Source organism: Massilia sp. ST3, from assembly GCF_018119405.1.
Taxonomy (GTDB): Bacteria; Pseudomonadota; Gammaproteobacteria; order Burkholderiales; family Burkholderiaceae_D; genus Telluria.
In genome coordinates this window covers 12,333-29,683 of the sequence record NZ_JAGPWC010000025.1, presented here as the reverse complement: position 1 = coordinate 29,683, position 17,351 = coordinate 12,333, and the positions used below count along the sequence as shown (strand labels likewise).

18 protein-coding genes are annotated in these 17,351 nt (G+C 66.9%); 11 read left to right on the top strand and 7 right to left on the bottom strand.

Going from position 1 to position 17,351, the window contains the following annotated elements; all coding sequences use genetic code 11:
* Nucleotides 1–3: 3 nt before the first annotated feature.
* From KBW98_RS10835 to KBW98_RS10825, 3 genes are read right to left on the bottom strand one after another with little or no spacing between them, the layout of a single operon-like run.
* Nucleotides 4–1,134: an ABC transporter permease gene (locus KBW98_RS10835; RefSeq protein WP_211520146.1), complete on the bottom strand. Its 1,131-nt coding sequence runs from the start codon at nucleotides 1,132–1,134 to the stop codon at nucleotides 4–6.
* Entirely contained in the window at nucleotides 1,131–2,909 is a 1,779-nt protein-coding gene (locus KBW98_RS10830) for an ATP-binding cassette domain-containing protein (RefSeq protein ID WP_211520145.1), read from the bottom strand. Before KBW98_RS10830 ends, KBW98_RS10835 begins: the two co-directional genes overlap by 4 nt.
* Nucleotides 2,906–3,922 (bottom strand): HlyD family efflux transporter periplasmic adaptor subunit, encoded by a 1,017-nt coding sequence (locus KBW98_RS10825; protein WP_211520144.1) that lies wholly within the window; start codon nucleotides 3,920–3,922, stop codon nucleotides 2,906–2,908. The genes KBW98_RS10830 and KBW98_RS10825 overlap by 4 nt, the downstream gene beginning before the upstream one ends.
* Nucleotides 3,923–4,082: 160 nt before the next feature.
* On the opposite strand from KBW98_RS10825, the gene KBW98_RS10820 reads away from it, so the two are divergent.
* From KBW98_RS10820 to KBW98_RS10810, 3 genes are all read left to right on the top strand, one after another.
* Nucleotides 4,083–4,739 carry a TetR/AcrR family transcriptional regulator gene (locus KBW98_RS10820; RefSeq protein ID WP_211520143.1) on the top strand — a complete coding sequence of 219 codons (657 nt, stop codon included), beginning with the start codon at nucleotides 4,083–4,085 and terminating at the stop codon, nucleotides 4,737–4,739.
* A gap of 84 nt (nucleotides 4,740–4,823) precedes the next feature.
* Nucleotides 4,824–5,282 carry a YaiI/YqxD family protein gene (locus KBW98_RS10815; RefSeq protein WP_211520184.1) on the top strand — a complete coding sequence of 153 codons (459 nt, stop codon included), beginning with the start codon at nucleotides 4,824–4,826 and terminating at the stop codon, nucleotides 5,280–5,282.
* A 100-nt stretch (nucleotides 5,283–5,382) separates the two neighbouring features.
* Nucleotides 5,383–6,393 (top strand): family 43 glycosylhydrolase, encoded by a 1,011-nt coding sequence (locus tag KBW98_RS10810; RefSeq protein WP_211520142.1) that lies wholly within the window; start codon nucleotides 5,383–5,385, stop codon nucleotides 6,391–6,393.
* A 10-nt stretch (nucleotides 6,394–6,403) separates the two neighbouring features.
* Here the strand turns inward: KBW98_RS10810 and KBW98_RS10805 are convergent, their stop codons facing one another.
* The gene (locus KBW98_RS10805) at nucleotides 6,404–7,345 is read right to left on the bottom strand and encodes a hydrogen peroxide-inducible genes activator (protein ID WP_211520141.1); all 942 of its coding nucleotides are present in this window, start codon (nucleotides 7,343–7,345) and stop codon (nucleotides 6,404–6,406) included.
* Nucleotides 7,346–7,484: 139 nt separating this feature from the next.
* On the opposite strand from KBW98_RS10805, the gene KBW98_RS10800 reads away from it, so the two are divergent.
* Both KBW98_RS10800 and rfaE2 read left to right on the top strand, forming a co-directional pair.
* Nucleotides 7,485–8,675, top strand: coding sequence for a PilT/PilU family type 4a pilus ATPase (locus tag KBW98_RS10800; protein WP_211520140.1), 1,191 nt, complete (start codon nucleotides 7,485–7,487; stop codon nucleotides 8,673–8,675).
* Nucleotides 8,676–8,680: 5 nt separating this feature from the next.
* Entirely contained in the window at nucleotides 8,681–9,154 is a 474-nt protein-coding gene (gene rfaE2 / locus KBW98_RS10795; RefSeq protein ID WP_211520139.1) for a D-glycero-beta-D-manno-heptose 1-phosphate adenylyltransferase, read from the top strand.
* Between the two features lie 52 nt (nucleotides 9,155–9,206).
* On the opposite strand, the gene KBW98_RS10790 is transcribed toward rfaE2, so the two are convergent.
* The 3 genes from KBW98_RS10790 to KBW98_RS10780 form a co-directional block, all read right to left on the bottom strand.
* Entirely contained in the window at nucleotides 9,207–9,767 is a 561-nt protein-coding gene (locus KBW98_RS10790; RefSeq protein ID WP_211520138.1) for a PEP-CTERM sorting domain-containing protein, read from the bottom strand.
* 149 nt (nucleotides 9,768–9,916) lie between these two features.
* Nucleotides 9,917–10,387, bottom strand: a complete 471-nt coding sequence (trmL, locus tag KBW98_RS10785; protein WP_211520137.1) for a tRNA (uridine(34)/cytosine(34)/5-carboxymethylaminomethyluridine(34)-2'-O)-methyltransferase TrmL — start codon at nucleotides 10,385–10,387, stop codon at nucleotides 9,917–9,919.
* A gap of 116 nt (nucleotides 10,388–10,503) precedes the next feature.
* Nucleotides 10,504–11,235, bottom strand: a complete 732-nt coding sequence (locus KBW98_RS10780) for a ComF family protein (RefSeq protein ID WP_211520136.1) — start codon at nucleotides 11,233–11,235, stop codon at nucleotides 10,504–10,506.
* 62 nt (nucleotides 11,236–11,297) lie between these two features.
* On the opposite strand from KBW98_RS10780, the gene KBW98_RS10775 reads away from it, so the two are divergent.
* The 6 genes from KBW98_RS10775 (at nucleotide 11,298) to KBW98_RS10750 (ending at nucleotide 17,302) form a co-directional block, all read left to right on the top strand.
* Entirely contained in the window at nucleotides 11,298–12,218 is a 921-nt protein-coding gene (locus KBW98_RS10775) for a methyltransferase domain-containing protein (RefSeq protein ID WP_229429117.1), read from the top strand.
* 351 nt (nucleotides 12,219–12,569) lie between these two features.
* The gene (gene coxB, locus KBW98_RS10770; protein ID WP_211520135.1) at nucleotides 12,570–13,754 is read left to right on the top strand and encodes a cytochrome c oxidase subunit II; all 1,185 of its coding nucleotides are present in this window, start codon (nucleotides 12,570–12,572) and stop codon (nucleotides 13,752–13,754) included.
* Nucleotides 13,755–13,788: 34 nt separating this feature from the next.
* Nucleotides 13,789–15,384: a cytochrome c oxidase subunit I gene (gene ctaD, locus KBW98_RS10765; protein WP_211520134.1), complete on the top strand. Its 1,596-nt coding sequence runs from the start codon at nucleotides 13,789–13,791 to the stop codon at nucleotides 15,382–15,384.
* A gap of 126 nt (nucleotides 15,385–15,510) precedes the next feature.
* Nucleotides 15,511–16,080 carry a cytochrome c oxidase assembly protein gene (locus KBW98_RS10760; RefSeq protein ID WP_211520133.1) on the top strand — a complete coding sequence of 190 codons (570 nt, stop codon included), beginning with the start codon at nucleotides 15,511–15,513 and terminating at the stop codon, nucleotides 16,078–16,080.
* Nucleotides 16,081–16,089: 9 nt separating this feature from the next.
* The gene (locus KBW98_RS10755) at nucleotides 16,090–16,299 is read left to right on the top strand and encodes a DUF2970 domain-containing protein (RefSeq protein WP_211520132.1); all 210 of its coding nucleotides are present in this window, start codon (nucleotides 16,090–16,092) and stop codon (nucleotides 16,297–16,299) included.
* A gap of 133 nt (nucleotides 16,300–16,432) precedes the next feature.
* Nucleotides 16,433–17,302 carry a cytochrome c oxidase subunit 3 gene (locus KBW98_RS10750; protein WP_211520131.1) on the top strand — a complete coding sequence of 290 codons (870 nt, stop codon included), beginning with the start codon at nucleotides 16,433–16,435 and terminating at the stop codon, nucleotides 17,300–17,302.
* Nucleotides 17,303–17,351: the final 49 nt, after the last annotated feature.

The following is a 17,351-nucleotide window of genomic DNA, read 5'->3' as shown; positions in this document are numbered from 1 at the left end:
GTGTCAATCCAGTGACTTGCGCAGCTGGCGCCGCGTGGCGGCGGCCAGCACGAGGGCATAGAGGGCAAGGATGGCAAGGCCGCGCCAGATGGTCGGCCAGTGGTTCCCCGCCAGGAAGAGGGTCTTGACCAGGTCCATGAAATGGGTGGCCGGCAGCGCCTGGCTGATGAGCCGCACGGCGGCCGGCACGTTGCGCAGGTCGAACACGAAACCCGAGAGCATCAGCGCAGGCATGAAGCTGACCAGCAGGGCCAGCTGGCTGGCCTGGAACTGGTTGCGGGTCGCGCCGGAAATGAACAGGCCCAGCAGCAACGACACGGCCAGGTAGAGCATCGAGGCGGCGACGACCAGCAGCAGCGAGCCGCGGATTGGCACCTCGAACAGGAAGCGGGCCGCAACCAGGCAGAAGGCCAGGTCGACGGCGCCGACCACCAGGTAGGGGGCCAGCTTGGCGAGGACCAGCTCCAGCGGGCGCACCGGTGTGACGAACAGCGCTTCCAGGGTGCCGCGTTCCCACTCGCGGGCGATCAGGAGCGAGGTCAGGAAGGCGCCGATCAGGGTGAGCACCAGCACGATCAGGCCCGGCACCAGGAACCAGCTGCTGTCGCCGGCTTCGTTGAACCACATGCGCTGCACCACCTCGACGCCGCCCGCGCCGGCATGGGCGGCGCCGGCGCGGTCGGCGCGCTGCCGGGCCCAGACGCCGAGCACGCCGTTGACATAGCCTTCGATGGTGGACGCCGTGCCGGAATCGACGCCATTGAGCACGAGCTGGATGCGCGCCGCGCCCGCAGCCATCTGCCGCGAGAAGTCGGCGGGGACGCGCACGATGGCGTCCACCTCGCCGGCGCGCAGGCGGGCTTCGGCCTCGCGCATGCCCGTCACCCGGACCGGCGCCACGAAGGGCGTCCCGTGGAAGCCCTGGACCACGTCCTGCGCCGCCGGCGAAGCGTCTTCCATGACGATGGCGAGCGGCGCCTCCCTGACGTCGAAGGACAGGCCGTAGCCGAACAGCAGGATCAAGACCACCGGCAGCAGCAGGCCCACGGCCAGGTTGCTGCGGTCGCGCAGCATCTGGCGGGTCTCCTTGCGCAGCAGCGCGAGGAAGCGGCTGCCGAAACGCGCGCCGTTCATGCCCCGGCTCCGGGCCGTGCGCGTGCGCCGGCGCGCGCCTGCTCGACGATGGCGATGAAGGCGGTATTCATGTCCATCCGCGCTTCGGCGCCGGCTTGCGCACGCACCTGTTCGGGCGTGCCCAGGGCCAGCACCTTGCCGGCGTCCTGGATCGCGATGCGGTCGCAGTACTCGGCCTCCTCCATGAAGTGGGTGGTCACGACGACCGTGACGCCGCCCTCGGCGAGGGCGGTGATGGTGCGCCAGAACATGCGCCGCGCGAGCGGGTCGATGCCGCTGGTGGGCTCGTCGAGGAACAGGACTTCCGGCTCGTGCAGCAGGGCGGCGGCCATGGCCAGGCGCTGCTTGAAACCGCCGGGCAGCTCGCCGCTGGCCGCGGCCGGGTCGAGTCCGAACTGGGCGACCAGGGCCTCCACGCGCTTGCGCAGCGCCGCGCCGCGCAAGCCATAGGCGCCGCCGAAGAAGGACAGGTTCTCGCCGACCGTCAGGTTGCCGTACAAGGCGAACTTCTGCGACACGTAGCCGATCCGCGCGCGGGCCCGGGCGCGCGCCCGGCGCAGGTCCAGGCCGGCGACTTCCAGGTGGCCGCTGCTCGCGGGTAGCAGGCCGCACAGCATGCGGAAGGTGGTGGTCTTGCCGGCGCCGTTCGGGCCGAGCAAGCCGAAGATCTCGCCGCGCGCCACCTTGAAGCTGGTGCTGGCCACGGCGGTGAAGTCGCCGAACCTGCGCACCAGGTCGCGCACCGCGATCACCGGCCCTTCGCCGGAGGCGTGCGCCGCGCCGCGCCGCGCCATCTCCGGCGGGAGCGCGGGGCGCGCTTGCGGCGCACCTTGCTGGTCCTGCTGCTGGCGCAGCAGCATCATGAAGGCGTCTTCCAGTTCATGTGCGCGCGGCGCGCGGCCGGCCTGGCCGAGCAATGCGTCCAGCGCCGGCCCGTCCGCCTGCGCTTGCCGGATCAGCCGGACGGCGCCGCCCTGGGGGACGGCGTCGACCACCAGTTCGCCGGCGTCGATCAGGGCCGCCTGCAGGCGGCGCACCCCCACGCCCGGGGCCGGCGTGGCGGTCCAGGTCAGGCCGCGTGCGCGCTCGGCCAGCGCGGCCGGCGTCCCGGCGGCCAGCAGCCGCCCTTCGTGCATCACGAATACCTGCGCGCAGCGCTCGGCTTCGTCCAGGTAGGCGGTGCTGACGATCACGCTCAGCTGCTCAGCTTCGACCAGTTGCTGCACGATGGTCCAGAGGTCGCGGCGCGACAGCGGATCGACGCCGACGCTCGGTTCGTCGAGCAGCAGCAGTTCCGGCGAGCGGACCAGGGTGCAGGCCAGGCCGAGCTTCTGCTTCATGCCCCCGGAAAGCTTGCCCGCGGGACGCGCGGTGAACGCGGCCAGCCCGGTCATGTCCAGCAGCCTGCCGAAGCGCTCGGCGCGCAGCCGGCGCGGCACGCCGTGCAGGTCCGCATACAAATCCAGGTTCTCCTGGACGCTCAGGTCCTCGTACAGGCCGAAGCGTTGCGGCATGTAGCCGATGCGCGACTGCAGGGCCTGGGGATCCTTGGCCGCGTCGATGCCCAGCACCTCGAGGCGCCCGGCGTCGGGCTTGAGCAGTCCGCTCATCATGCGCAGCAAGGTGGTCTTGCCCGCGCCGTCGGGGCCGACCAGCGCGCTCAGGGCGCCGGCCCGTACCGACATCGATACCGCGCGCACCGCGTGCAGGGCGCCGCCGGGCGCGGCGAAGCGCTTGCCCAGGTCCTCGGCGACGACGATGGCGCCGGCGTTCATCGCGGGGTCCCCGCATCCAGGCGCACCGTGGCGGGCTGGCCCAGGCGCAGCAGTTCCTGCTCGTCCTCGACCATCACCCTTACCTCATAGACCAGGCTGGTCCGGAGTTCTTCGGTCTGGACCGCCTTGGGGGTGAATTCGGCCACCGAGGAGATATACCCGACCTTGCCGGCGACCGGCCGCCCGGGATGACTGTCGGTCAGGACCCTGGCCGCCATGCCCGGCCGGACCCGGCCCAGGTCGGTCTCGCCGACATAGACGCGTATCCATTTCGGGCGCGCCAGGGCCAGCGCGAACACCGGGCGCTGGGGCGCGGCCATGTCGCCCGGCTCCGCCAGCCGCGAGCGCACCAGCGCATCGACCGGCGCCCGCAGTTCGCCCTGCGCGACCTGGTGCCGCAGGAGGGCCAGTTGCGCCTCCGAGGCCTTGAGCTGGGCTTCGGCCGCCGCCACGTCTTCCTTGCGGGCGCCAAGTTCGGCCAGGCCGAGGGCCTGGCGCTGTTCGTCGGCCTGGGCGGCCGCGACCTCGGCGGCGCTGCGCGCGCGGTCCAGGTCCTGGGCGCTGACGCCGCGCCCCCCGGTGCTGGCGGCAATCTCCTGCAGCCGCGCCAGATCCTGCCCGGCGCGCAGGGCGTTGGCCTGCGCCGCCTTCAGGCGGCTGCGCGCCTGGGCGATTTCCTGGGGGCGTAGGCCATTGCGCAGGCGCGCCAGCGCCTGGCGCTGGACCTCGGCCTGGGCCGCCGCCTGCTCCGCATGCAGGGCCAGGGTGCGGGTGTCGAGCGTGCCGAGCAGCGCGCCCGCCTTCACCCGGTCGCCTTCGTCCACATGCAGCGCGGCGATGCGCCCGCTGCCTTCGAAGGCCAGCGACACCTGGCGGATATCGACGTTGCCGTGCAAGACAAGTTCGCCGGCCGGCGCTGGGGCCCGGTGGGCCAGCCAGGCCCAGGTCGCGCCTGCGGACAGGACGAGCAGGGAAGCAAGAGCGATCTTTTTGGTGCGGGGAGCAAGTTTCATGGCGTGCTGGGCGTCGGCCTGGAGTTGAATGTGGTCATTTAATTTAAATCGAATTTAAATTATGCGCCGGCTTTCTTGGAATTTCAATTGAATTTAAATTTTGTCTGAGGGAAAATCGGCGCTAGTTGAATGAGTGGGATGAAACGATGAGAAGGACACCATGAGGAGCAAACGCGAACCCCGGACCGATGGGGAAGCGACCCGCAGCCGCATCCTCGAGGCGGCCGGCAAGCTGTTCAGCATGACCGGTTATGCCGAAACCTCGGGCAAGGCCATCGCGGCCGAAGCCGCCGTCGATGTCGCGTCGATCAACTACCATTTCGGCAGCCGCAGCGGTCTTTACCAAGCCGTCCTGTTCGAGGCCCATCGCCGCCTGGTCGATCTCGCCGACCTGCAGCAGCTGCTCGACAGCCCGCTGGCGCCGCCCGCCAGGCTGGCCAGGCTGATCGAGCGCCTGGTCGACGAGGCGCTCGGCGAGCCGCGTGGCTGGCACCTGCACGTGCTGGCGCGCGAAGTCATGGCGCCGTCCTCGCACCTGCACACGCTGATCCGGGATGCGGTCGGGCCCAAGCTGGCGGTCATCAAGCGCATCCTCAGCGAGATCACCGGCATTCCGGTGGACGACCCGGCGCTGCTGCGCTGCCTGATCAGCGTGGGCGCGCCATGCATGATGCTGCTGGTGGGCGGATCGCACGCGCCCGGCCCCCTGCACGAGGTGTTCAGGATGCCGCGCCAGGCGATCGTGGACCACCTGGTCTCCTTCGCCTTGAGCGGCCTCGAGACGATCGGCCGGGATTACGCGCGGCGGACGCGCTAGGCTGCACGGCGCCGCCCCTGTGGCGCGTGCAATGCGGCTACAATGGCCATCCGGCTGGCTTCCAGCATTCTTCCTTCCGCTCTCATGCACATCTGGGTCGACGCCGACGCCTGTCCCGCCGTCATCAAGGACATCCTGTTCCGGGTGGCCGAACGCCTGCAATTGAACGTCACGCTGGTGGCCAACCAGCTGATCCGGGTGCCCGGCTCGCGCTTCATCCGGGCGCTGCAGGTGCCGGCGGGCGCCGATGCGGCCGATGCGGAGATCGTCGAACGCGTGCAGGCCGGCGACATCGTCGTCACCGGCGACATTCCGCTGGCCTCGCTGGTGCTGGAAAAGGGCGGGCTGCCCCTGAACCCGCGCGGCGAGTGGTACACCAAGGACACCATCGCCCAGCAGCTGACCATGCGCGCCTTCATGGAAGAGCTGCGCGGCAGCGGCGTCGATACGGGCGGCCCGTCCGCCTTCAGCCAGGCCGACCGCCAGAACTTCGCGAATGCCCTCGACCGCGAGCTGGCGCGACGAAAAACGTATCGGTCCTGATAAAAAAGTGATTGGATCAGGTCCCGGGGCTTTCCGTACCATCGGAGCAGCCGCCGGGCGTAGGCTCACGCCCGGCGGGATAACCATACGGAGACCGAGCATGACCCTACGCCGCCTCGCCTGTGCGCTGGCCAGCGCCTCGATGCTGTCCGCGGCCGCCGCCGCGACCGATTTCGCCAACCCGCTGGTACTGCAACGCGCCGACCCCCACGTCACCCTGCATGCGGACGGCTTCTACTACTACACCGCCACCGTGCCGGAATACGACCGCATCGAGCTGCGGCGCGTGCGTTCGCTGAACGAACTGGGCAAGGCGGAGGCGAAGGTCGTCTGGCGCCGCCACGAGTCCGGGCCGATGAGCCGCAACATCTGGGCGCCGGAGCTGCACCACATCGACGGCAAGTGGTACCTGTATTTCACGGCGGGGCGCGCGGACGCGCCTTTCGACATCCGCCTGTACGTGCTCGAGAACGCGGCCGCCAATCCGCTCGACGGGCAGTGGGTCGAAAAAGGCCAGCTGAAGACGGGCTGGGAGTCGTTCGCCCTGGATGCGACGACCTTCTCCCTGAAGGGCCAGCGCTACCTGGCCTGGACCCAGCGCCCGCCGGCGTCAGGCAAGCACATGACGGCCGTGTATATCGCGAAGATGGACAGCCCGCTGTCGATCGCGGGGCCGGCGGTGCTGCTGACCAAGCCCGACTACGGCTGGGAAAAGATCAAGTTCGACGTCAACGAGGCGCCCGCGGTCCTGGCCAGGAACGGGCGCGTGTTCATGACCTATTCGGCCAGCGCCACCGACGCCAACTATGCGCTGGGCATGCTGAGCGCCAGCGACAGCGCCAACCTGCTCGACCCGTCCGCGTGGACCAAGTCGCCCACGCCGGTGCTGGCCAGCAGCGCGGCCACCGGCCAGTATGGTCCCGGCCACAATTCCTTCACCACCAGCCCGGACGGCAAGACCGACATCCTGGTCTACCATGCGCGCAACTACCGTGACATCACCGGGGATTCGCTGCACGATCCGAACCGCCACACGCGCGCGCAGGCGATCCGCTGGCGCGCCGACGGCACGCCGGATTTCGGGGTGCCGGTCGCCGACGCGGTCCGGTAGTTTTGCAGGTTCAGGCCGCGGCTTCGAGCGCCACCAGCTCGACGCCCGGCAGCCGGCATTCGCCGACGGCGCGGATGATGGCGTCGATCGCGGCGCGCCGGGTGAAGCTCTTGCGCCAGGCGATCACCACGCGGCGTGAGGGCGAGGGGGCGGAGAAGGGTACGTAGGTCAGCAGGCCGCTGCGGTCGTGCATGTCGGCCACCGAGGCGCGCGGCAGCACGGTCAGGCCGATGCCGCTGGCCACCATGTGGCGGATGGTCTCGAGCGACGAGCCTTCGAAGGTGCGCTGCATGCCGTTTCCGCCGGCCGAGAAGCGCGCCATTTCCGGGCACACCTCCAGCACCTGGTCGCGGAAGCAGTGGCCCGCGCCCAGCAGCAGCATGGTCTCGAGCTTGAGGTCCTCGGCCGAGATCTCCTTGCGGCTGGCCCAGGGGTGGCTGCGCGGCATGGCGACGATGAAGGGTTCGTCGTACAGCGGCTGCACCGACATGCCGTGGTCGGGCAGGGGCAGCGCCATGATGGCGGCGTCCAGTTCGCCCTGGCGCAGCATCTCGAGCAGCTTGTGGGTGTAGTTCTCCTGCAGCACAAGCGGCATCTGCGGCACGGTGTCGATCAGGTTCTTCACCAGGGGCGGCAGCAAATACGGGCCGATCGTGTAGATCACGCCCAGGCGCAGGGGGCCGGCCAGCGGGTCCTTGTTTTGCTTGGCCAGTTCCTTGATGGCGGCGGTCTGTTCCAGCACGCGCTCGGCCTGCGCCACGATCTGGGCGCCCAGCGGCGTTACCGATACCTCCGATCCGCCACGCTCGAACAGCGTCACGCCCAGCTCGTCCTCGAGCTTCTTGATGGCGACGGAGAGGGTAGGCTGGGCCACGAAGCAGGCTTCCGCAGCATGGCCAAAGTGTCTGGCGCGCGCGACGGCAACGATGTATTTCAACTCGGTCAGTGTCATAAGCGTTTCGTCTGGGAAAGGCGCGCCTGGCGCCTTGCGGGCAGCCGGTCAGCCGTGAATTATTATTTTAACGGGAATCTTAGTCGATATAATTGCCACGCAGGTCAGTTACCTGCACCTTTGAGAAAGAAAAGCCCGCATGTCCTCGACCTTCGGCCCGGCGGAAGCCCAGGCGTACATCCACAAGCTGCTGACGGTGATGCACCACCAGGGCGGATCCGACCTCTTCATCTCCGCGGACTTTCCTCCTAGCATGAAACACCAGGGCGCCATGAAGCCCCTGAGCCAGCAGCGCCTGAGCGGCGAGGTGACGCGGGCGCTGGCCATGTCCCTGATGAACGAGCGCCAGCGCGCCGAATTCGAGGCCGAGATGGAGTGCAATTTCGCGATCTCGCTGCCCGGCGTATGCCGCTTCCGCGTCAACGTCTTCGTGCAGCAGCAGAGCGTGGGCATGGTGGTGCGCACCATCGCCTCCGAGATTCCGAATTTCGAGAAGCTCGACCTGCCGGAAGTGCTGAAGGACGTGGTCATGACCAAGCGCGGCCTGGTGCTGGTCGTGGGCGGCACCGGCTCGGGCAAGTCGACCACCCTGGCGGCCATGATCGACTACCGCAACAGCAATTCGGCGGGCCACATCATCACGGTGGAAGACCCGGTCGAATACGTCCACAAGAACAAGAACTGCCTGGTCACGCACCGCGAGGTCGGCGTGGACACGCATTCCTGGCACAACGCACTGAAGAACACCCTGCGCCAGGCGCCGGACGTGATCCTGATCGGCGAGATCCGCGACACCGAGACCATGGAGCACGCGATCGCCTTTGCCGAAACCGGCCACCTGTGCCTGGGCACCCTGCACGCGAACAACGCCAACCAGACCCTGGACCGGATCATCAACTTCTTCCCGGAAGAGCGGCGCAACCAGTTGCTGATGGACCTGTCCTCGAACCTGCGCGCAGTGGTGTCGCAGCGCCTGATCCGCACGGAGGACGGCAAGGGCCGCAAGGCGGCCATCGAGATCCTGCTGAACACGCCGACCATCAGCGAGATGATCCTGAAGGGGAGCTTCCAGAACATCAAGGAGATCATGCACAAGTCGCGCGAGCTCGGCATGTGCACCTTCGACCAGGCCTTGTTCGAGCTGTACAACAAGGGCTACATCGGCTACGACGAGGCGATCCGCAACGCCGACTCGGCCAACGGCCTGCGCCTGCAGATCAAGCTCTCGGGCGACCGCAAGGGCCCGGACGCGGGCGGCGGCGCCAGGGCGACCGAGCTGTCGATGCAGATCGACGAAGAACCGGAAGACAACGAACCACCCAAGACCTGAACAACATGCCTGACTTCGAAAACAAGATCTGCGCCCGTGCCGAGCTGGCCGCGCGCGTCGCCAAGCTGCCCAAGCCGGTGGTGCTGACCAATGGCGTATTCGACATCCTGCACCGCGGCCACGTGACCTACCTGGCGCAGGCGCGCGAGCTGGGCGCCTCGCTGGTGGTGGCGGTGAACACCGACGCCTCGGTCAAGCGCCTGGGCAAGGGCGACGACCGCCCGCACAACAACCTGGCCGACCGCATGGCCGTGCTGGCCGCGCTGGAGGCGGTCAGCCTGGTGGTGGAGTTCGACGAGCGCACCGCCCTCGAGGTGGTGCAGGAAGCGCGCCCCGAGATCTACGCCAAGGGCGGCGACTACGTGATGAGCGAGATTCCGGAAGGGCAGGCCGTGCTGGCCTATGGCGGGCGCGCGGTGGCGATCGATTTCGAGCATGACCGCTCGACGACCAAGCTGGTGGCGAAGATCCGGGGATGAATCTTATCCGCGGCTGAACCGTAGGGTGGGCGGGTTTCCCGCCCACCTACGGTTAGCTAAAACTCTCTTCCACCCGGCGCCGCATCCGCAAGCAAATCCCCACCAGCCCCACCCCCAGCATCGCCCAGGTCCCCGGCTCCGGCGCCTGCGACATCATGGTCAGCCGCGTATCGCTGGTCCAGAGCAGGTGCCGCTCCTGCGTCCCGCCCGGATTGAAATCGTAGGCGTAATGCATGTCGCCGGTCGTGGTCAGGCGTCCGCCGCCCACCCAGCCTTCGGGGTCGCTGCCATAGGTGCCCACCGCGAACTGCAGGCCCGTATCGGGCGAGAACGAGAACGCGGTGGCGCCGCAGGTGTACCAGTCGTTGCTGCTGGCCGCGCAGGCGATGTAGTCGGTCTCGCCGACCACCAGGCTCAGGAGCTCGTTGCGCTCCAGCAGGCCGTCGCTGTCCAGGTCATTGCCCTTGAAGGAGCCAGCGATGGTCTCGTCGGTCAGGAAGACATTCGCTTCCTGGTCGTAGAAGCCGGCGAAGGAAAAGCCCCAGGAAACGGGGTCGGCATGGGCGGCGGCGCAGCCGAGGAGCAGGGCGCCGGTGGAAAGCAACTTCTTCATGGGATACCTCGAACAGAACAGGGGGCGCCGGGAGTGTGAATTGTGTCTGCCGCGTTTGTGAAAACGTGACAGTGACAAGCGTACTCCCGAAACCCCTAACTGTTGTGTTCGATGATTATCTTTTGTCGCAGCTCTGCCACAAGGCGGGCTTAGACGCCGCCGGCGTAGCCGTTCTGGCGCCAGGCTTCGTAGACGACCACGGCCACCGTGTTCGACAGGTTCAGGCTGCGGTTATCCGGGCGCATCGGCAGGCGGATGCGCTGGGCGGGAGGGAAGGTTTCGCGCAGGGCCGGGTCCAGGCCGCGCGATTCGGCGCCGAAGACGAAGACGTCGCCCGGCCTGAAGGCCGCCTGGGCGAAGGGCGAGGAGCCGTGGGTGGTCAGCGCGAACATGCGCGCCGGGTCGGGCCGGGCATCGGCCAGGAAGGCGTCCCAGTCCTTGTGTACCTTCATGGTGGCGTAATCGTGGTAATCGAGGCCGGCGCGGCGCATCTTCGCGTCGTCCAGGGGAAAGCCGAGCGGCTCGATCAGGTGCAGCTGCACGCCCGTGTTGGCGCACAGGCGGATGACGTTGCCGGTGTTCGGCGGGATTTCTGGTTCGACCAGGACGACGTGGAACAACGTGGACTCCTCAATGTTTATCGTAGGGTTGGCGGCTCTGCCGCCGACGCGTCCGGCCCATGCCCGCATGGCCGTGCAGGCGCGTGTCGAACGCGTCGGCGGCGAAGCCGCCAACCCTAACGGTGTGGCGGCGTGCGCGCGAACACGAAATTGGTCACGCGCACGGCGCCCGCCTGCTTCAGTACACGCGCCAGTTCATCCAGCGTGTGCCCGCTGGTCATGACATCGTCGACCACGCCCACGTGCTGGCCGCGCACCAGGGTGTCGTCCGCCACGGCGAAGGCGCCGCGCACATTGCGCCGGCGTTCCCCGGGCGCGACACCCGACTGCGCCGCCGTTTCCAGCACCCGCTGCGCCAGCCGCGGCGCCAATTCGGCGCCGAGCAGCCGCGCCAGGGGGCGCGCCACCTCCAGCGCCTGATTGTAGCCGCGCCCGGCCAGCCGGTGCGCGCCCAGCGGCACGGGGCACAGCAGATCGGGCGGCGGCAGGCCGGCGCGCCCGGCTTCGCGGTGCAGCGCGCGCGACATCCAGGGCGCCAAGGCCAGCTGGGCGCCGAACTTCAGCTGCAGCACCAGGCCGTCGAGCGGCGCGGCATAGTCGCAGGCGGCCAGCGTGGCGTCGAAGGCGGGCGGCGCGGCCAGGCAGGCGCCGCAGGGCAGGGCGGCGTCGAGCGCGCCCGCCGGATTGGCGCACACCGGGCAGCGCGGCCGCGCGGCGACGTAGGCATGCTCGCAGCCGTGGCAGACCCCGTCCTCCCCGCGCATGCCGCACAGCGCGCAGCAGGACGGCAACAGCCAGCGCAGCAGGGCGCCGGGCCAGCGCCGCCAGGGAGGGACCGCATCAAGCATCGGCTTGCTTCGTCATAAACGAGTAAACTTCCGCCATTATCTCATTTGTACGCACCCCTTCCATGGCTTCTCCTCAATCCCCGTCCACCATGAGCGCGCCGATCGACCTGGCGCGCGTGCGCGCGCTGTTCGCGCAGCCGGAGCGCATTGCGCCCTCGGACTTCCTGCGCCGCGAGATCGCCCAGCGCATGCACGAGCGCCTGCAGCTGGTGAAGATCGCCCCCAAACAGGTGCTGGATGCCGGCTGCGGCGCCGGCGCCGACCTGGCCCTGCTGCAGAAGACCTATCCGGCGGCCCAGATCCTGGGCCTGGATGCGGCGCCCGCCATGACCGCCGCCGCCGGCAAGCCGGCGCCCAGCACCCGCTCGCTCAACCAGATGCTCAGCCGTTTCCTGCCAGCAAAGGCGGGCCTGGACGTCCTGTGCGGGGACTTCGGCAACCTGCCCCTTGGCGCGAACTCGCTCGACCTGCTGTGGTCGAACCTGGCGCTGCACTGGCATCCGCTGCCGGACCGCGTGTTCGCGGAATGGCGCCGCGTGCTGCGCGTGGACGGCCTGCTGATGTTCTCGAACTTCGGCCCCGACACCTTCCAGGAGCTGCGCGCCGCCTTCGCCGCGCTCGACGACGCCCCCCACACTTTGCCTTTCGTCGACATGCACGATTTCGGCGACCAGCTGGTGGAGGCCGGCTTCTCGACCCCGGTGATGGACATGGAGCGCATCACCGTCACCTACGACACGGCCGAGGCGCTGCTGGCCGACGTGCGCGCCCTGGGCGGCAACCCGCTCGACAACCGCCGCCGCGGCCTGGTCGGGCGCGCCGCATGGCGCAAGGTCCTGGACGCGTTCGAGGCGCAGCGCCGCCCGGACGGCAAGCTGGCGCTCACCTTCGAAGTCATCTATGGCCACGCTTTTCTTCCCGCGCCCCGGGCCACGGCCTCGGGGGAGGCGATCGTGCGTTTCCACCCGCCGAAACCGCGCTGATTCAACATGCATACGACAGTCTGCCGGTGTCCCGATTTTCCTTGAATAAAAATTAGCAATTTCAGTATAATCAATCGCTATTTTTCTCTTCCGGACCAGAATAACGCTGAAAAAAACAGCAATCCGGGGAATAAATAGAACTGAATTGCAGCATCCGCAGAGAGACGCCGGTCCCTGCCAGCAGAGCGCTGGCCGGGCTCGGCGTGATGGTTTCCACCATTCCGCAGCGCAATTTTCGCGGGACGACCCGGCAGCCCTCTGCGAACAAGGTTCGGAGCGGCGGCGGTTTGTTCTCGAAAATCGCCGCCGTCTAAAAAATACTTTTATTTTTTTGGGTGGTTGGGGACATACATGACTTATGCATCGCGACTTGGGGCCATGCTGTTCGGCCTCGCTGTAACTGCCGGCATCCCTGCGTGGGCGGCACCGGAAATCACGGGCCGGCCGGTCGAGCACCAGCTCAACATGCAGGCCCCCGTGACCGGCGTCGGCGCCGACATCTATTCCCTCCACAACTGGATGATGATCGTCTGCCTGGTCATCTTCGTGGGCGTGTTCGGCGTCATGTTCTATTCGGTGTTCAAGCACCGCAAATCCCTGGGCCACAAGCCCGCCACCTTCCACGAATCGACCGCCGTCGAAATCGCCTGGACCATCGTTCCCTTCCTGATCGTCATCGGCATGGCCCTGCCGGCCACCAAGACCGTGGTCGCGCTGAAGGACACCTCGAACGCCGACATCACCATCAAGGCCACCGGCATGCAGTGGAAATGGGGCTACGACTACCTGAAGGGCGAAGGCGAGGGCATCTCCTTCCTGTCGAACCTGGCCACCCCGCGCGCCCAGATCGGCCTGCCGGGCGAGGAAGCCACCCAGCAGAAGGGCGAGAACTACCTGCTGGAAGTCGACAATGAAATGGTCGTCCCGGTGAACAAGAAGATCCGCATGGTCTTCACCGCCAACGACGTGATCCACGCCTGGACCATCCCGGCCTTCGCCATCAAGCAGGATGCGATCCCGGGCTTCGTGCGCGACGGCTGGTTCAAGGCCGAGAAGACCGGCGTCTACCGCGGCAACTGCGTCGAGCTGTGCGGCAAGGACCACGCCTTCATGCCGATCGTGGTGCGCGTCGTGACCGACGCCGAGTACACCGCCTGGGTCGACGGCAAGAAGAAGGCGATGGCCGCCCTGGCGGACGATCCGACCAAGACCTGGACCATCGACGAACTCAAGACCCGCGGCGAGCAGGTCTACAGCGCCAACTGCGTGGCCTGCCACCAGGCCAACGGCAAGGGCGTGCCGGGCGCGTTCGCGCCGCTCGAAGGCTCGGAAGTCGTGCTGGGCGCCAAGGCCCACCAGGTCGACGTGCTGCTGAACGGCCAGGACACGCCGAAGTACCCGGCCGCGATGCCGGCCTGGAAGCAGCTGTCCGACACCGAGATCGCCGCCGTGATCACCTACACCCGCAACGCCTGGTCGAACAAGGCCGCGGAAAACATCGTCCAGCCGGCAGAAGTCCTGGCCGCACGCAAATAACGCAGGCAACTGAGTTCGCTTCAAGGATATTGAAATGACTACCAGCACTATCGATCACGCACACGATCACGGCCACGATCACGCGCACGACCATCCGCACGGTCTGCGCCGCTGGCTCTTCGCCACCAACCACAAGGACATCGGCACCCTGTACCTGTGGTTCTCGTTCATCATGCTGCTCTCTGGCGGCGTGCTGGCGCTGATGATCCGCACCGAGCTGTTCCAGCCGGGCCTGCAGTACTTCCGTCCGGAGTTCTTCAACCAGCTGACCACCATGCACGGCCTGGTGATGGTGTTCGGCGCGATCATGCCGGCCTTCGTCGGCTTCGCCAACTGGATGCTGCCGCTGCAGGTGGGCGCCTCGGACATGGCATTCGCGCGCATGAACAACTTCTCGTTCTGGCTGCTGCCGCCGGCCGCGATCCTGCTGGCCGCGTCCTTCCTGTCGCCGGGCGGCGCCACCGCCGCCGGCTGGACCCTGTATGCGCCGCTGTCGACCCAGATGGGCATCGGCATGGACATGGCGATCTTCGCGATGCACATCATGGGCGCCTCGTCGATCATGGGTTCGATCAACATCATCGTCACCATCCTGAACATGCGCGCACCGGGCATGACCCTGATGAAGATGCCGATGTTCTGCTGGACCTGGCTGATCACCGCCTTCCTGCTGATCGCCGTGATGCCGGTCCTGGCGGGCGCGATCACCATGACCCTGACCGACCGCCACTTCGGCACCTCGTTCTTCAACGCCGCCGGCGGCGGCGACCCGGTCATGTACCAGCACATCTTCTGGTTCTTCGGCCACCCCGAGGTCTACATCATGATTCTGCCGGCCTTCGGCATCGTGTCGCAGATCATCCCGGCCTTCGCACGTAAACCCTTGTTCGGCTACGCCTCGATGGTCTATGCGACCGCGTCGATCGCGATCCTGTCCTTCATCGTCTGGGCCCACCACATGTTCACCACCGGCATGCCGGTGACCTCGCAGCTGTTCTTCATGTACGCCACCATGCTCATCTCCGTGCCGACCGGCGTGAAGGTGTTCAACTGGGTGGCCACCATGTGGAAGGGCTCGATGACCTTCGAGACCCCGATGCTGTTCGCGGTCGGCTTCATCTTCGTGTTCACCATGGGCGGCTTCACCGGCCTGATCCTGGCCGTGACCCCGATCGACATCCAGGTGCACGACACCTACTACGTGGTGGCGCACTTCCACTACGTGCTGGTGGCGGGCTCGCTGTTCGCGCTGTTCGCGGGCTTCTACTACTGGGGTCCGAAGTGGACCGGCCACATGTATCCTGAAACCGCCGGCAAGATCCACTTCTGGCTGTCTCTGATCACGTTCAACATCACCTTCTTCCCGATGCACTTCCTGGGCCTGGCCGGCATGCCGCGCCGCTATGCGGACTATGCCACCCAGTTCACCGACTTCAACATGATCGTGTCCATCGGCGCCTTCGGCTTCGGCCTGTCGCAGGTGTACTTCCTGTTCTTCGTGGTGCTGCCGACCATCCGCGGCGGCAAGAAGGCGGACGCCAAGCCGTGGGAAGGCGCGGAAGGCCTGGAGTGGACCGTGCCGAGCCCGGCGCCGTTCCATACCTTCGAAACCCCGCCGCTGGTGAAGTAATCATGGGCACCGAGGCAAACAAGCCCAGCAATCTGAAAACCGCCCTGGTCCTGGGCGGGATTGCGCTGTTCTTCTTCATCAGCGTGTTCGTCAAGTTCACGCTGCTGAGCTGAACCGGGGGCCGGGATGAACCCGACGAGCAGCCGCATCCGCCGCCTGAACCGGACCACCCTCGGGAAACTGGTGGTGGTGGCGGTGATGATGTTCGGTTTCGGCTACGCGCTGGTGCCGATGTACCGCCAGATCTGCGAGGTGCTCGGCATTAATGTGCTGACCCAGAAGGACGGGCTGGTCGAGGCGCCGACGAATACCCAGGTCGACCGTTCGCGCGTCATCACGGTCGAGCTGGACGGCAATGCGCAGGGACCGTGGCGGTTCCGTCCGACCCAGCGCAGCATTGAGGTGCACCCTGGCGAGCTGACCACCGTGGTCTACGAGGTGGTCAACACGCAGGGCAGGGTGGTCAAGGCGCAGGCGATTCCGAGCTACGCGCCGCAGTCCGCCACGCCGCACTTCAAGAAGGTCGACTGCTTCTGCTTCCAGGAACAGACCCTGAAGGCGAACGAGGCGCGCCAGATGCCGGTGGTGTTCTTCATCGATCCGGCGCTGCCGCGCGAAGTGAAGAACATCACCTTGTCGTACACCTTCTTCGAGATCGGCGGCATGAACGGCGCCACGACGGTGGCGGCAAAGTAAGGAAGGGACATGGAGGACAAACCGCACCAGCGCAAGGGAAGTTTCCTGGCTTCGATGAAGGCGGTGTTCTGGTCCTTCTTCGGGGTGCGCAAGCGCCGCGACTACGAGGACGACGCCGCCAACCTGAACCCGGTGCACGTCATCATCGCCGGGCTGATCGGCGCGGCGCTGTTCATCGGCGTGCTGCTGCTGGCGGTGAGGTTCGCGGTGTCGCAGTAAAAGGACAGTGAAAGAATAGGCAGATACGCGTTCCGGCCTCTGGCGCCGAAACGTCTTCCCCGCGAAGGCGGGGATCCAAGTTCTGGTAGAGCAGCCCAACAATTCAAAAAGCAGTTCGATTGAGGAGATGAAGATGAGTTCGCCAACAACCACGCCACACGGCGCGCCTTACTACTTCGTGCCAGGCCCGTCGCGCTGGCCCATGTTCGCCGGCATTTCGATGCTGACCACCATGGCCGGCGCCTCGGCCTGGGTCAACAGCCTGTCCTGGGGCCCGGCGGTCTGCCTGGCCGGCATCGTGGCCATGCTGATCGTGCTGTATTTCTGGTTCGGCGACGCGATCGGCGAATCCGAGCGCGGCATGTACAGCAAGCGCATCGACGTGTCCTACCGCTGGTCGATGAGCTGGTTCATCTTCTCGGAAGTGATGTTCTTCGGCGCCTTCTTCGGCGCGCTGTTCTATGCCCGCGCCGTCAGCATGCCCTGGCTGGCCGACCTGGACCACAAGTTCATCTGGCCCGACTTCGCGCCGGTCTGGGGCAACACCGGCCCGGCAGGCGTGGTCGACAACTTCCAGACCATGGGCCCATTCCCGATCCCGACCATCAACACCGCGCTGCTGCTGCTGTCTGGCGTGACCCTGACCATCTCGCACCACGCACTGCGCGCCGGCCACCGCTCGAAGACGGCGTTCTGGCTGTTCGCCACCATCCTGCTGGGCGCGATCTTCATGGGCTTCCAGGTCTATGAATACATGCACGCCTACTCGGAACTGAACCTGAAGCTGACCTCGGGCATCTACGGCTCGACCTTCTTCATGCTGACCGGTTTCCACGGCTTCCACGTGACCATGGGCGCGATCATGCTGTCGGTGATCCTCTACCGTGTGCTGAAAGGGCACTTCACGGCGGACAATCACTTCGGTTTCGAAGGCGCCGCCTGGTACTGGCACTTCGTCGACGTGGTGTGGCTGGGCCTGTACGTCGTCGTGTACTGGCTGTAAGCGCTACGGATTGACATGCATGGGGACGGTCACGGTGTGGCCGTCCCTA